The sequence below is a fragment of the Enterococcus sp. DIV0682 genome, assembly GCF_051712685.1.
Taxonomy (GTDB): domain Bacteria; phylum Bacillota; class Bacilli; order Lactobacillales; family Enterococcaceae; genus Enterococcus; species Enterococcus faecalis.
Genome location: NZ_JBIOPK010000001.1, coordinates 823,708 through 838,010, shown reverse-complemented (window position 1 = coordinate 838,010; position 14,303 = coordinate 823,708). Strand labels below are relative to the sequence as shown.

Below are 14,303 nucleotides of genomic sequence, written 5' to 3'. Positions count from 1 at the left end.
TATTCTTAAATAAACTGTCAATTTGATAGTGGGAACAAATAATTGGATGTCCTTTTTTAGGAGGGCTTAGTTTTTTGTACCCAGTTTAAAAATACCTTTATCATGTGATTCTAAAGTATCCAGAGAATATCTGTATGCTTTGTATACCTATGGTTATGCATAAAAATCCCAGTGATAAAAGTATTTATCACTGGGATTTTTATGCCCTTTTGGGTTTTTGAATGGAGGAAAATCACATGAAAATTATTAATATTGGAGTTTTAGCTCATGTTGATGCAGGAAAAACTACCTTAACAGAAAGCTTATTATATAACAGTGGAGCGATTACAGAATTAGGAAGCGTGGACAAAGGTACAACGAGGACGGATAATACGCTTTTAGAACGTCAGAGAGGAATTACAATTCAGACAGGAATAACCTCTTTTCAGTGGGAAAATACGAAGGTGAACATCATAGACACGCCAGGACATATGGATTTCTTAGCAGAAGTATATCGTTCATTATCAGTTTTAGATGGGGCAATTCTACTGATTTCTGCAAAAGATGGCGTACAAGCACAAACTCGTATATTATTTCATGCACTTAGGAAAATGGGGATTCCCACAATCTTTTTTATCAATAAGATTGACCAAAATGGAATTGATTTATCAACGGTTTATCAGGATATTAAAGAGAAACTTTCTGCCGAAATTGTAATCAAACAGAAGGTAGAACTGTATCCTAATATGTGTGTGACGAACTTTACCGAATCTGAACAATGGGATACGGTAATAGAGGGAAACGATGACCTTTTAGAGAAATATATGTCCGGTAAATCATTAGAAGCATTGGAACTCGAACAAGAGGAAAGCATAAGATTTCAGAATTGTTCTCTGTTCCCTCTTTATCATGGAAGTGCAAAAAGTAATATAGGGATTGATAACCTTATAGAAGTTATTACTAATAAATTTTATTCATCAACACATCGAGGTCAGTCTGAACTTTGCGGAAATGTTTTCAAAATTGAATATACAAAAAAAAGACAACGTCTTGCATATATACGCCTTTATAGTGGAGTACTACATTTACGAGATTCGGTTAGAGTATCAGAAAAAGAAAAAATAAAAGTTACAGAAATGTATACTTCAATAAATGGTGAATTATGTAAAATCGATAAGGCTTATTCCGGGGAAATTGTTATTTTGCAGAATGAGTTTTTGAAGTTAAATAGTGTTCTTGGAGATACAAAACTATTGCCACAGAGAAAAAAGATTGAAAATCCGCACCCTCTACTACAAACAACTGTTGAACCGAGTAAACCTGAACAGAGAGAAATGTTGCTTGATGCCCTTTTGGAAATCTCAGATAGTGATCCGCTTCTACGATATTACGTGGATTCTACGACACATGAAATTATACTTTCTTTCTTAGGGAAAGTACAAATGGAAGTGATTAGTGCACTGTTGCAAGAAAAGTATCATGTGGAGATAGAACTAAAAGAGCCTACAGTCATTTATATGGAGAGACCGTTAAAAAATGCAGAATATACCATTCACATCGAAGTGCCGCCAAATCCTTTCTGGGCTTCCATTGGTTTATCTGTATCACCGCTTCCGTTGGGAAGTGGAATGCAGTATGAGAGCTCGGTTTCTCTTGGATACTTAAATCAATCGTTTCAAAATGCAGTTATGGAGGGGATACGCTATGGCTGTGAACAAGGATTGTATGGTTGGAATGTGACGGACTGTAAAATCTGTTTTAAGTATGGCTTATACTATAGCCCTGTTAGTACCCCAGCAGATTTTCGGATGCTTGCTCCTATTGTATTGGAACAAGTCTTAAAAAAAGCTGGAACAGAATTGTTAGAGCCATATCTTAGTTTTAAAATTTATGCGCCACAGGAATATCTTTCACGAGCATACAACGATGCTCCTAAATATTGTGCGAACATCGTAGACACTCAATTGAAAAATAATGAGGTCATTCTTAGTGGAGAAATCCCTGCTCGGTGTATTCAAGAATATCGTAGTGATTTAACTTTCTTTACAAATGGACGTAGTGTTTGTTTAACAGAGTTAAAAGGGTACCATGTTACTACCGGTGAACCTGTTTGCCAGCCCCGTCGTCCAAATAGTCGGATAGATAAAGTACGATATATGTTCAATAAAATAACTTAGTGTATTTTATGTTGTTATATAAATATGGTTTCTTGTTAAATAAGATGAAATATTTTTTAATAAAGATTTGAATTAAAGTGTAAAGGAGGAGATAGTTATTATAAACTACAAGTGGATATTGTGTCCTGTATGTGGAAATAAAACACGATTAAAGATAAGGGAAGATACTGAATTAAAAAAATTCCCCCTCTATTGTCCGAAATGCAGACAAGAAAATTTAATTGAAATAAAGCAGTTCAAAGTAACTGTGATTACAGAGCCAGACGCAAAGACGCAGAGCCGATAAAATGAGATTAATACAATCTCATTTTATCGGCTCTTTCCGTTATGTATGGATTCTTTTAATTAGTCTTCGATGTTTCTTGCTTCGTTGATACCGCTGGCTAAAGATTCCATTAAGGATAGTTCTTTGTCTGTAAAGCTATCCATGTATTTCTCTATCTGTAATCGTCGGGTGCTTTTTACCAAGTTATTAGCAGGTAAGAAAAATTCATCAACGGAAACATGAAGTAACGATACAAGGTCATAAAGAACTTGTATGCTGGGGTGTTGCCCTTTATTTTCAATATTAGTTAAGTACCGTGGGTCAATTTCAATCAATGCTCCCACTTGTTCACGAGTTAAACCTCGTTTCAATCGAGCTTCTTTAATGGCTAAACCAAAGGCTCTAAAATCATATTTATCTTCTTTTTTACGCATAGTAGACCACCTCTATACATTTTATTGTTCCTACTGAATTAAAAACAGGTATAGAAAAACGTGTTATATGGTTTATAGGTTTATATTTAATAAAAAGCACTACTAAACGCCAATAAAAAAAACCGTTATATGGTAGTGCTATTTACGCTGTTAAAATATTGTATATTACTTCCAAATGGCGGTTTGTTGGAGGTCAACGTCGCCATGAAGTACATCATATACAATAAATTTCCTTACATTGGGTTCTTGTCAAAAAAAGTCGTCTATCTGCAATAGATAAGTACGTCCACCAATGTGGTTTTATAAATCATATAGATAGAATAACAGAAGCATGTAAACAGAGAAATAAATCTGTTTATATGCTTTTTTGGCTATTCAGAACTTTTTTACAAAGTTTATTTATCAGTAATGCAACAAATCCCCCTTTCACATTGGGACTAAGAGTGAAAGGAGATAAACGAGCAAGGCTCACTTCCTTTCCTAGACAGAAAGGGGGTGAGAAACATGAAACCATCTTCTTTTCAGACCACAATAGAAAATCAGTTTGACTATATCTGTAAACGTGCTATGGAAGACGAGCGAAAGAATTATATGCTTTATCTTTCAAGGATTGCAAAGCGTGAGGTGTCCTTTTCGGATGTTGGCGATTATCTTGTTAGCCAGTTTGCGACAACAGATAACTATTCAACTGACTTTCAGATTTTTACACTCAATGGGTTATCAGTAGGCGTTGAAAATGATTTGTTGAGTGAAGCATTACGTGAGTTGCCAGACAAGAAACGTGAAATTCTACTGCTGTTTTACTTTATGGACATGAGCGATTCAGAAATTGCAGACCTGTTGAAATTGAACCGTTCTACTGTCTATCGGCATAGAACCAGTGGACTAGCCTTAATTAAAAAGTTTATGGAGGAATTTGAAGAATGAAAACACAATATCCTATGATTCCCTTTCCTCTCATTGTAAAGGCAACAGATGGCGATACCGAAGCGATTAACCAGATTCTACATCATTACAGAGGGTACATAACGAAGCGTTCCCTACGACTTATGAAAGATGAATATGGCAATCAAAGTATGGTCGTTGATGAAGTCTTACGTGGAAGAATGGAAACCAGACTGATTACAAAGATTTTGTCATTTGAAATTAAGTAATATCCTCTCTCCTTTCGTGGAAGCGTGCTAAACCATTCCACGCTTCCCGAACAGGGAGGTTTGTTATTCCACCAAAGCATATTGAGCTTTCAATGTGTTTTGATAGGCTAACGAGCCATTGTTCTTTGAAAACTGAATAAAAGTAATCGAATACGTTTCGATAAGAAAAGAGCCAACGGAACTAACCGCCATGACCTATCTTATAAAGATAGCGAGCGATTCATGTTAGTGATCCGAGAAGCAATCTTTAGCAGGATTGCCTGCAACGACATTCTTATCGTGATAATGATACTCCCATACAGTCAATAGTCCGAGCGTGATAAAACCGTCGCAGGCAATGAGTATGGCTACATGAGAACCATGCAGGGGTGGAACTCCCGTGAGCTTTGCTAAAGCTGTTCGATTGCTGGTAAAACAACTTTTATGAAATCCAAATAAGTGATTTGGAAAGGAGGATTTTATGAAGCAGACTGACATTCCTATTTGGGAACGTTATACCCTAACCATTGAAGAAGCGTCAAAATATTTTCGTATTGGCGAAAACAAGCTACGACGCTTGGCAGAGGAAAATAAAAATGCAAATTGGCTGATTATGAATGGCAATCGTATTCAGATTAAACGAAAACAATTTGAAAAAATTATAGATACATTGGACGCAATCTAGCGTCGCCAAAGGGTCTTGTATATGATAAAATAGTATTAAGTCGTATCAAGGCTCTTTCCATAAAGGAAAGGAGCAAATGCCATGTCAGAAAAAAGACGTGACAATAAAGGTCGAATCTTAAAGACTGGAGAGAGCCAACGAAAAGACGGAAGATACTTATACAAATATATAGATTCATTTGGAGAACCGCAATTTGTTTACTCGTGGAAACTTGTGGCTACAGACCGAGTACCAGCAGGAAAGCGTGATTGTATCTCACTTAGAGAGAAAATCGCAGAGTTACAGAAAGACATTCATGATGGTATTGATGTTGTAGGAAAGAAAATGACACTCTGCCAGCTTTACGCAAAACAGAACGCTCAAAGACCAAAGGTTAGAAAAAACACTGAAACTGGACGCAAATATCTTATGGATATTTTGAAGAAAGACAAGTTAGGTGTAAGAAGTATTGACAGTATTAAGCCATCAGACGCTAAAGAATGGGCTATTAGAATGAGTGAAAATGGTTATGCTTATCAAACCATCAATAACTACAAACGTTCTTTAAAGGCTTCATTCTATATTGCTATACAAGATGATTGTGTTCGGAAGAATCCATTTGACTTTCAACTGAAAGCAGTTCTTGATGATGATACTGTCCCTAAGACCGTACTAACAGAAGAACAGGAAGAAAAACTGTTAGCCTTTGCAAAAGCTGATAAAACCTACAGCAAAAATTATGATGAAATTCTGATACTCTTAAAAACAGGTCTTCGTATTTCAGAGTTTGGTGGTTTGACACTTCCAGATTTAGATTTTGAGAATCGTCTTGTCAATATAGACCATCAGCTATTGAGAGATACTGAAATTGGGTACTACATTGAAACACCAAAGACCAAAAGTGGCGAACGTCAAGTTCCTATGGTTGAAGAAGCCTATCAAGCATTTAAGCGAGTGTTAGCGAATCGAAAGAATGATAAGCGTGTTGAGATTGATGGATATAGTGATTTCCTCTTTCTTAATAGAAAGAACTATCCAAAAGTGGCAAGTGATTACAACGGCATGATGAAAGGTCTTGTTAAGAAATACAATAAGTATAACGAGGATAAATTGCCACACATCACTCCACATAGTTTGCGACATACATTCTGTACCAACTATGCAAATGCAGGAATGAATCCAAAGGCATTACAGTACATTATGGGACATGCTAATATAGCCATGACGCTGAACTATTACGCACATGCAACATTCGATTCTGCAATGGCAGAAATGAAACGCTTGAATAAAGAGAAGCAACAGGAGCGTCTTGTTGCTTAGTAGTACAAATGAATTTACTACTTATTTACCACTTCTGACAGCTAAGACATGAGGAAATATGCAAAGAAACGTGAAGTATCTTCCTACAGTAAAAATACTCGAAAGCACATAGAATAAGGCTTTACGAGCATTTAAGAAAATATAAAAAGATAATTAGAAATTTATACTTTGTTTAAGATAAAAATAAATGCTAACTACAACGAGGACCATTGCACTACTCCCCACTAACAAAAACGGTTGCCTTTTTGCTGAAGGTGTATTCGTCGACCATTGTTTTATTTGCGTTTGTGTAATTGTAAAATCTTTTCGCCACTGCCATTCGCGATTACCAGCGCTTACTTGGCTGTGAACAGTATAAGTTCCCGCTGGCAGGACAACGTCATTCAATGGCAGATCCATAGCTAATAGCGAATTAGGTGCCACTGTCACATCTGCTTGTACTTTTTTTAGTAACTCTTTTGTCTGACCTTTTTTGGTTAACCAATTGGTAATTGTTGCTTCTTTCATAACTTTTGGTTGCCGATTTTGGTATGTTACTTGAACCACAGGTTGGCCAGCACTGATCGTTGTACCAACTTTTTTTAGTTGCAATTCTGCTCCTTCATCAAATGGTTGTTTATCTTCTGTCAACATGACGGAAATAGTATACGCATAGGTTGATGTAAACTGATTACTTGTTAATGATTCATCCTCTAATTGTTTAATAAACCGTAATGCGCCTAATTTAACTCCAGAAAATGGCTCTTTGGGTATTTTGATTTCATAATTCACTATTTTTTCTTCAAAGTTTTTTACAGTGACCGTAGCTTCCTTATTTTGCAAATGAACAATTTGTGTGATGGAATTTGTCAAACTAGAATCTAGTTTGGGGCTCGTCTGCGTATAGTCAATCTGTCCTTCCGTTCCGTTCACTGCATCATGAATACTTAAAGCGACAGTTACGGGCTCTTTTTGCAAACTTCTGATTTTCACTTGAATAATCTGCTGATTACTTGGCTGAACACCTAAATAAAAATAAGTTTGGTTCTTATCTAGCTGATTATCTGGTATCACACTTTCAACTGTGAAACCCGCCAGTGGCTGTGGCTCTGGTTGTTGGGATAAAGCAACTTCGAAGCGTAAAAAGATTAGATAACAGCTAACTATAAAACAGAGATAACAGAATATTTTTATTCCATTCCCCGTCGTTTTATTTGGGACTTGTGACAATTTCATTACAATCAACTTTCCCTCCATTCTTTTAATAATTATCGTTAATAGACTCATTATAGCTAAAGATACACAAAAAAAAATTTTGAATTTTTAAACCCATAATTAAAAAATGATATATGCTTATCCTATAAGGGTTTGATAGCGCTTTACACCTATGAAAACACCTAAATTCCATCTTTTTTTGAAAATATCTCCTTTATAATCTAAAGAAAAACCAAACAAATAGCGAGCAAACGTCAAAAGGTAAATAAATGAATTATACCTTTTGACGTTTGCTCGCTAAAAATTAATACTTTTTCTTCTTATTTCTACTAAATAACTTTTCAACTTTTTTTCTGAAAATAAAAAAAGCGCTCAGGAAGAAACTGTTTTTTCCTGAACGCTCTTTTTTATCCTAAACCAACACGTTCAAAAATCGTGTCAACATTTTTTAAATGATAATGATAATCAAAGGCATCATCTAGCTCTTCTTTTGATAAGACAGATGTAATTTTTTCATCCGCATCTAGCAACGGACGGAACGCCGTTTGATGATCCCATGCGTAAGCTGTTTTTGGTTGGACCAGATCATACGCTTCTTCACGTGTCATGCCATGGTCAATCAATTTTAACAAGACACGTTGGCTGTAAATTAGTCCATAGGTCGCATCCATGTTACGTTTCATATTTTCTGGGAAGACCGTTAAGTTTTTGACAATATTACCAAAACGATTCAACATGTAATTTAGCAAAATCGTTGTATCGGGAATAATAATCCGTTCAGCAGACGAGTGAGAAATATCTCGTTCATGCCATAAACTCACATTTTCAAAGGCAGTAATGACATGACCACGAATCACACGTGCCAAACCAGTCATATTTTCAGAACCAATTGGATTCCGTTTATGCGGCATTGCCGAAGATCCTTTTTGTCCTTTTGCAAAAAATTCTTCTACTTCACGTGTTTCTGATTTTTGTAGACCACGAATTTCTGTTGCAAATTTTTCAATACTTGTCGCAATTAATGCCATGGCAGAAACATATTCTGCATGTAAATCACGTGGTAAAACTTGTGTCGAAATCTCTTGAGCACGGATCCCCAAATGTTCGCAAACATATTCTTCAACAAATGGTGAAATATTGGCAAAGGTACCTACGGCTCCACTGATTTTACCTGCTTCGACACCTTTGGCTGCATGTTCAAAACGTTCAATGTTGCGTTTCATTTCAGAATACCACAACGCTAATTTCAAACCAAATGTAGTCGGTTCTGCATGAACACCATGCGTTCTTCCCATCATGACCGTATGTTTATACTCTTTGGCTTTGGCTCCGACAATCTCCGTAAATGTTTGTAAATCTTTCCGTAAAATATCATTCGCCTGTTTCAATAGATAACCATAGGCAGTATCCACAACATCTGTGCTGGTTAACCCATAGTGTACCCATTTTCGCTCTTCACCAAGCGTTTCTGAAACGGCACGAGTAAAAGCGACAACATCATGACGTGTTTCTGCTTCAATTTCTAAAATACGTGCAACATCAAATGATGCATTTTCTCGGATTTTTTGTACATCTTCTTTAGGAATTTCGCCAAGTTCTGCCCAAGCTTCATCCGCCAAAATTTCAACTTCTAGCCATGCCTTGTAGCGGTTCTCATCTGTCCAAATTGCGCCCATTTCGGGTCTTGTATAACGATCAATCATTGTACCTTATCCCCTCTTTACTCCTCAATTTTTGAAAAATAATTACGACCAAATCTTTGTTTCTTTAATTTCTTCCAGTGTTTCATCGATTTCTTTGGTTAATATAGTAATATGCCCCATCGCTCGTTGCGCTTTTGCTTCACTATGGCCATAATAGTGGAAATGCCAATCTGGATGTTCATTAATAATGTCCATCGTTTCATAGGCTTCATTCCCAAGCACATTGACCGTAACCGCTTCTGACAACAGTTGAATCGTTGGCATTGGCCAATTACATAAACCACGAATATGCGTATCATATTGGCTAAAAGAACAAGCATCTATTGAAAAATTCCCAGCATCTTCTGGACGAGGTAAAATTTTATTTACATAAATCCCGCCTGTTTCTGTATAAAACATTTCAATTGAAAGGGTGCCGACTAAACCAACTGCTTTAGCAATCACCTTAGCAATTCGTTGCAACTCGCCACTGACTTCGTCATCAATTCGGGCTGGCGCAATCGTTTCATGTAGCTTACGCTCTTTTTTAATTGTTTCCACAACTGGAAATGTCGCAAATTCGCCACGACCATTACCAGAAATCAGAACAGATAATTCTTTTTCGTAAGGAATCCAAGCTTCCAAGACACAGGTTCCTTCTCTCAGAAGATTCATGGATGGCGCTAAGTCTGAAGTACTATGTAGTACATAACGACCTTCCCCTCGCGTATTCTTCAAGATACACGGATAACCAATGCCATCAATTGCTTCTTGAATATCAGTCGGACTAACAATCGTTGCATAAGGTGCAATCACAATATTATTATCTTCCAAGAAACTTTTTTCCATTAAGCGATCTTGCGTAATCGCTAAAATGTCTGTTCCTTGTGGTATATTCGCTAAATGTTGAATCGCTGTTAACGCATCAACATCTGCATGTTCAAATTCATACGTAATCACTTGGGCACGTTTTGCCAATTTCTCTAACGCTTCAGGATCATTATATGCTCCTAATAATTGCCAATCGGCAACTTGTGCAGCAGGACAATCAATTTGTGGATCTAGCACACCCACTCGAAACCCCATTTCTCTTGCACTAAGGGCCATCATTTTTGCTAAATGTCCGCCACCAATGATACCAATCACTTGACCAGGTAATAGTGGTTTATCCAAGTTCATCACAACTTTCCATCACAGTTTTATCCTTAAAATCCTTCTGCGGTTTCTCGTCGCAGTCTAGCCTTTAAGAGTGCTCTTTTTACATGATACAAGGAAAAAGGCTCAACTTCAAGTGCCAGCAGTGTTTCCCTTAGGTTTTCTCATCAGAATTTATTAACATACTTTAGGATAAAACAGCGGTAACTTACTACTCGTCTCTTTGTAACCAAGCTTTTTTCTCTTTTTCTCTTCAGATTGATGAAAACATTAAATTTTTCTAAACGATGATTAGGTCAAAAAAGTATGAAAGAAAAGCCACCTGACCTTATCTATCATACTTTTTTGAAACTATTCCTTACTTTCTGAGGTTTCTTTTAAACCATTGAATAAAAGATTTAAAATAATTGCGGTAATGCTGCTCATGACAATTCCATTACCAGTAAACATGCTAACAGTTTCTGGTACTTTATTAAAGAGCGTTGGCATAATATTAAAGCCTAAACCAAAGCCAATCGAAATGGCAATAATTAATAAATTTTTGTCATTTGAGTAGTCAACTTTTGACAACATGCGCATTCCTTGGACAGCCACCATTCCAAACATAACCAGCATTCCGCCGCCTAAAACTGGCTCTGGGATAATTTGGGCCATCGCACCAATTTTTGGTAATAAGCCTAAAATAATTAAGAAAAAAGCAGAAAAATAGATTGGCCGACGTGTTTTGATTCCAGATAATTGAACTAACCCGACATTTTGAGAGAAACCTGTATAAGGAAACGTATTAAAAATCCCCCCTAAAATGACGGCTAAACCTTCTGCATGATACCCACGACGTAAATCATCTTCGCCAATTTTCTTCCCTGTAATGTCTCCTAAGGCAAAATAAACACCTGTTGATTCAACCATACTAACAATTGAAATAATAATCATCAACACAATAGAAGAAAGATCAAACGTTGGTTTGCCAAAATAAAATGGCTGTGGAAAGTGAAACCACGTAGCTTGACCAACAGGAGACAAATCCACTAATCCCAGAAACGCAGCTAAAATTGTGCCACCGACTAGGCCGATTAACACGGCAATTGACTTGATAAAGCCACGTCCCCAAACTTGCACAACAATGATTAAGGCAATTGTTACAAATGCGAGGAGCAAGTTTTTAGGATCACCAAAACTTTTGTCCGTTGCTAAGCCGCCACCCATTTTTTCAACAGCAACAGGAATTAAGGTCAAACCAATAACTGTAATGACTGTGCCGGTGACTAAAGGCGGAAATAGACGCTTAATTTTTGAGAAAAATCCTGCAATAAGAACGACAAAAATGCCCGAAGCAATAATTGAACCGTAAATTGCACCAACCCCTTTGTTCGTACCAATCATGATTAAAGGCGCAACTGCTTGAATGGCACAACCTAAAACGACTGGCAAGCCAATCCCAAAAAACTTATTCACCGTTAATTGTAAAAGTGTCGCAACGCCGCACATAAAAATATCGATTGAAATCAAATACGTCATTTGTTGCGAATCAAAATTCAAGCCGGTTCCGATTAATAAAGGTACCGCAACTGCTCCAGCATACATCGCTAATAAATGTTGCAATCCTAAAACGGCGGCTTTCCCATTTGGTGTTTCCGTCTGTTGTGGTGTATTCAATTGTTTTGTTTCCAAGATTATGCATCCTCCTCTAAAAACGTCACCGTTCCTTCACTTAATGAAGCGATACGTGCTAAAGAGACTACATTTAAGCCCATGTCTTCTAATAACTGACGACCATCTTGGAATGATTTTTCAATTACGATACCAATTCCTTCAACCTTTGCACCAGCCTGTTGGCATAATTCTACCAATCCTTTAGCAGCTTGTCCGTTAGCTAAAAAGTCATCAATAATCAACACTTTATCAGCATCAGATAAAAATTTTCTTGAAATGGAAATTTGACTTGTCACTTGTTTTGTAAATGAATAAACTGAAGCTGTTAAAAGCTCTTCATCCATGGTTAAACTTTTTGCCTTACGCGCGAAGATCATTGGCACGCCTAATTTTTGCGCTGCGTATAAGGCAGGAGCGATTCCTGATGCTTCAATTGTAATTACTTTGGTAATGCCTGCTTCTGCGAAAACCTCAGCAAAACGATTACCCATAGCCTCCATCAATTCTGGATCCACTTGGTGCGTAATAAAACTATCTACTTTTAAAACACCTTCACCTAATACACGGCCATCATTTTTAATACGTTCGACTAATTCCTTCACAATATGAACTCCTTTACTTATTTTTCGATAGATGCTTTGTTCTCATCCTGAGGAAAGGACGGTTCGTTAAAAACGAACGAAATAAAACAAAGTGCTATTTATATTCGTGTTCTAACAAAAGAAAAAAGCCCATTTTGCCAAAGCAAAAAAGGGCTATCCGCTCTTCTTCACTTATAGACCAGCATTTACGGTGCTGGGTAGAGACGGTCAACCGTATTTTGACCTTATACAAGCTTCTATGTTTCTCTAGGATAGTACAAAAATCTCTAACTTTCAATGGTTTAACAACTTTTTTTCATTAGAATTTTCAAATAATTGGTTCATTCTTCCATTGTTCCGTAAAAGCGAACATTAAATAGCCAAAAACGCTTTGGCAGGATCGGCTGCCAAAGCGTTTTTTATTCTTCATCGGTTGCTTTTTCTTGTTCACGATATTTTTTCATTTTTTTGCTGAATAATTCACCGTTACTAGGGGGCGTATATGTAATAGCATTCGCTCCGGCGATAATGGTTTCATGGATACTCGATTCAGTTGGTCCTCCTGTTGCAATAATCGGTAATTCTGGATACTTGCCACGGAAATAGCGTACAGTGGCTGCAGTGTCTTTTCCTGCACTGATATTAATCATATCCACGCCAGCCGCAAGTTTTTCATCAATTGGCGTATGAATAGAAGTTACTGTGCTGATAATAGGAATATCGATTGCTTCATCCACCATTTTAATTGTTTCAATTGGTGTAGGACCATTCAAAACGACACCCATTGAGCCTTGTGCTTCTGCAAATAAACTCATATAAGCAGAACGCATGCCTTGCGTTAAACCGCCGCCGACTCCTGAAAAGACAGGAATATCCGCTGCTTCAATAATGCCTTTTGTAATCGCTGGATGCGGTGTAAAAGGATATACAGCAATCACTGCCTGTGCATCCGTATTGCGGATAATCGCAATATCTGTCGTAAAAATAATTGATTTTATTTTACGGCCAAAAATTTTAATGCCACTGGCTTGCCGAATAATCTCTGGCATTTTTACAATATCTTGTTTCAGCGGTGTCATAATTTCTGGAATCCACTTTTCGCTCATTGTCATCGTTCCTCCATGCTTAACGGTCGTATTTATTTAAATTGTATTCTTCAATTACATGAATGATCTTATCAGCGTATGTAGGATCCGTTGCGTATCCAGCATCTTGAAGCGCTTGTGCAGCCTCTTTATAATTTTTGGCTAACAAGACTTTTTCATATAAATTTGGATCCCAATCGACCCCATCAACAAATAACTTGGTATGATCTCGCATGGATTCTTCCCAATTGTCATAAACTCGAAAATCACCCTGAATCGTAATCCAGACCTCATTGACATACTCTTTTGTTTCTAAATTGACTTTTGGTTGATTGCCATATGCTTTAATCCCAAAAAGATTGTTATATTTCGATGCTAATTGACTTTGTCCAAAATTTGATTCTAAAACTGCTTGCCCCATAATAATACTTGGTAACACCCCGTAAGATTCTTGTAATTCACGTGCATACGGTGTGATTTCAGCAACAAATTCTTCTTTTGAGATGTTTTCATTTTGGCGATTGACTGACTCGCTTTGTCCCTTATCTGAATCAGAAAGGACAGATAACGAAAAGACAAAGGCCAAACCGACGACAACTACGCCTAAGAATAACTTTGGCAAATTCAGCTGCTTTTTTCTTTTTTTCTGATAGTTGCTCACTTCATTAATTCCCCACTTCATCTTTTATTTTCCGATAAAATGTTTCACTATCTTTCACTTTCGTGATTGATTTCATTTGTTACTATAACCGAATAATTGTATCATTTTCACAGAAAATTATCAACTTTCATCACTGCTTACGCTCGTGATTTCAGTACTTGATTCAGTGGTAGCAGTTGAAGAAACTGTACTACTTTCAGAAATTTTAGTGGATGATTTCACTGTTGTTTCAGTTGATGTGTGAACAGATTCTTCAACTGGCTTTTTGCCAAAAAAGACAAAAATTACCGCACCAAACATAATAATCACAGATAAAATCC

At 36.9% G+C, this 14,303-nt stretch carries 15 protein-coding genes, 1 pseudogene and 1 riboswitch; of the genes and pseudogenes, 7 read left to right on the top strand and 9 right to left on the bottom strand.

Annotated elements, in window-relative coordinates:
* Positions 1–173 precede the first annotated feature (173 nt).
* The 3 genes and pseudogenes from IGK96_RS04065 to IGK96_RS04055 all read left to right on the top strand — a co-directional run.
* A pseudogene (locus tag IGK96_RS04065) lies at positions 174–221 on the top strand (hypothetical protein); the annotation flags it as partial.
* Between the two features lie 15 nt (positions 222–236).
* Positions 237–2,156 carry a tetracycline resistance ribosomal protection protein Tet(M) gene (tet(M), locus tag IGK96_RS04060; protein ID WP_002371500.1) on the top strand — a complete coding sequence of 640 codons (1,920 nt, stop codon included), beginning with the start codon at positions 237–239 and terminating at the stop codon, positions 2,154–2,156.
* 100 nt (positions 2,157–2,256) lie between these two features.
* On the top strand, positions 2,257–2,442 hold the full coding sequence (locus tag IGK96_RS04055; protein ID WP_011058338.1) for a cysteine-rich KTR domain-containing protein: 186 nt from the start codon (positions 2,257–2,259) through the stop codon (positions 2,440–2,442).
* Between the two features lie 59 nt (positions 2,443–2,501).
* Here the strand turns inward: IGK96_RS04055 and IGK96_RS04050 are convergent, their stop codons facing one another.
* Positions 2,502–2,855: a helix-turn-helix transcriptional regulator gene (locus IGK96_RS04050; protein WP_001227347.1), complete on the bottom strand. Its 354-nt coding sequence runs from the start codon at positions 2,853–2,855 to the stop codon at positions 2,502–2,504.
* A gap of 504 nt (positions 2,856–3,359) precedes the next feature.
* On the opposite strand from IGK96_RS04050, the gene IGK96_RS04045 reads away from it, so the two are divergent.
* The 4 genes from IGK96_RS04045 to IGK96_RS04030 all read left to right on the top strand — a co-directional run bounded on the left by IGK96_RS04045 (position 3,360) and on the right by IGK96_RS04030 (position 5,972).
* Complete coding sequence (locus IGK96_RS04045) at positions 3,360–3,782, top strand: sigma-70 family RNA polymerase sigma factor (RefSeq protein WP_000804885.1); 423 nt, start codon at positions 3,360–3,362, stop codon at positions 3,780–3,782.
* Positions 3,779–4,009, top strand: a complete 231-nt coding sequence (locus IGK96_RS04040; protein WP_000857133.1) for a helix-turn-helix domain-containing protein — start codon at positions 3,779–3,781, stop codon at positions 4,007–4,009. The genes IGK96_RS04045 and IGK96_RS04040 overlap by 4 nt, the downstream gene beginning before the upstream one ends.
* 460 nt (positions 4,010–4,469) lie before the next feature.
* On the top strand, positions 4,470–4,673 hold the full coding sequence (locus tag IGK96_RS04035) for an excisionase (RefSeq protein ID WP_000814511.1): 204 nt from the start codon (positions 4,470–4,472) through the stop codon (positions 4,671–4,673).
* An 81-nt stretch (positions 4,674–4,754) separates the two neighbouring features.
* Complete coding sequence (locus IGK96_RS04030; RefSeq protein ID WP_001291561.1) at positions 4,755–5,972, top strand: tyrosine-type recombinase/integrase; 1,218 nt, start codon at positions 4,755–4,757, stop codon at positions 5,970–5,972.
* A 153-nt stretch (positions 5,973–6,125) separates the two neighbouring features.
* On the opposite strand, the gene IGK96_RS04025 is transcribed toward IGK96_RS04030, so the two are convergent.
* The 8 genes from IGK96_RS04025 to IGK96_RS03990 form a co-directional block, all read right to left on the bottom strand.
* A complete protein-coding gene (locus IGK96_RS04025) occupies positions 6,126–7,187 on the bottom strand; it encodes a DUF916 and DUF3324 domain-containing protein (RefSeq protein WP_029692814.1) in 1,062 nt (353 codons plus the stop codon).
* Positions 7,188–7,573: 386 nt separating this feature from the next.
* Positions 7,574–8,869 (bottom strand): adenylosuccinate lyase, encoded by a 1,296-nt coding sequence (gene purB, locus IGK96_RS04020; protein WP_002356808.1) that lies wholly within the window; start codon positions 8,867–8,869, stop codon positions 7,574–7,576.
* A gap of 42 nt (positions 8,870–8,911) precedes the next feature.
* Positions 8,912–10,027 carry a 5-(carboxyamino)imidazole ribonucleotide synthase gene (gene purK, locus IGK96_RS04015; protein ID WP_002382795.1) on the bottom strand — a complete coding sequence of 372 codons (1,116 nt, stop codon included), beginning with the start codon at positions 10,025–10,027 and terminating at the stop codon, positions 8,912–8,914.
* Positions 10,028–10,354: 327 nt separating this feature from the next.
* Positions 10,355–11,674, bottom strand: a complete 1,320-nt coding sequence (locus tag IGK96_RS04010; protein WP_033625069.1) for a nucleobase:cation symporter-2 family protein — start codon at positions 11,672–11,674, stop codon at positions 10,355–10,357.
* Positions 11,675–11,676: 2 nt separating this feature from the next.
* Positions 11,677–12,258 (bottom strand): xanthine phosphoribosyltransferase, encoded by a 582-nt coding sequence (locus tag IGK96_RS04005; protein ID WP_002356804.1) that lies wholly within the window; start codon positions 12,256–12,258, stop codon positions 11,677–11,679.
* A 154-nt stretch (positions 12,259–12,412) separates the two neighbouring features.
* Positions 12,413–12,510: riboswitch (purine riboswitch) on the bottom strand.
* 146 nt (positions 12,511–12,656) lie between these two features.
* On the bottom strand, positions 12,657–13,343 hold the full coding sequence (locus IGK96_RS04000; protein WP_002356802.1) for a hydrolase: 687 nt from the start codon (positions 13,341–13,343) through the stop codon (positions 12,657–12,659).
* Positions 13,344–13,362: 19 nt separating this feature from the next.
* Positions 13,363–14,004 carry a glycoside hydrolase family 73 protein gene (locus tag IGK96_RS03995; RefSeq protein WP_002366997.1) on the bottom strand — a complete coding sequence of 214 codons (642 nt, stop codon included), beginning with the start codon at positions 14,002–14,004 and terminating at the stop codon, positions 13,363–13,365.
* A gap of 99 nt (positions 14,005–14,103) precedes the next feature.
* On the bottom strand, positions 14,104–14,283 hold the full coding sequence (locus IGK96_RS03990; protein WP_002384259.1) for a hypothetical protein: 180 nt from the start codon (positions 14,281–14,283) through the stop codon (positions 14,104–14,106).
* Positions 14,284–14,303 lie beyond the last annotated feature (20 nt).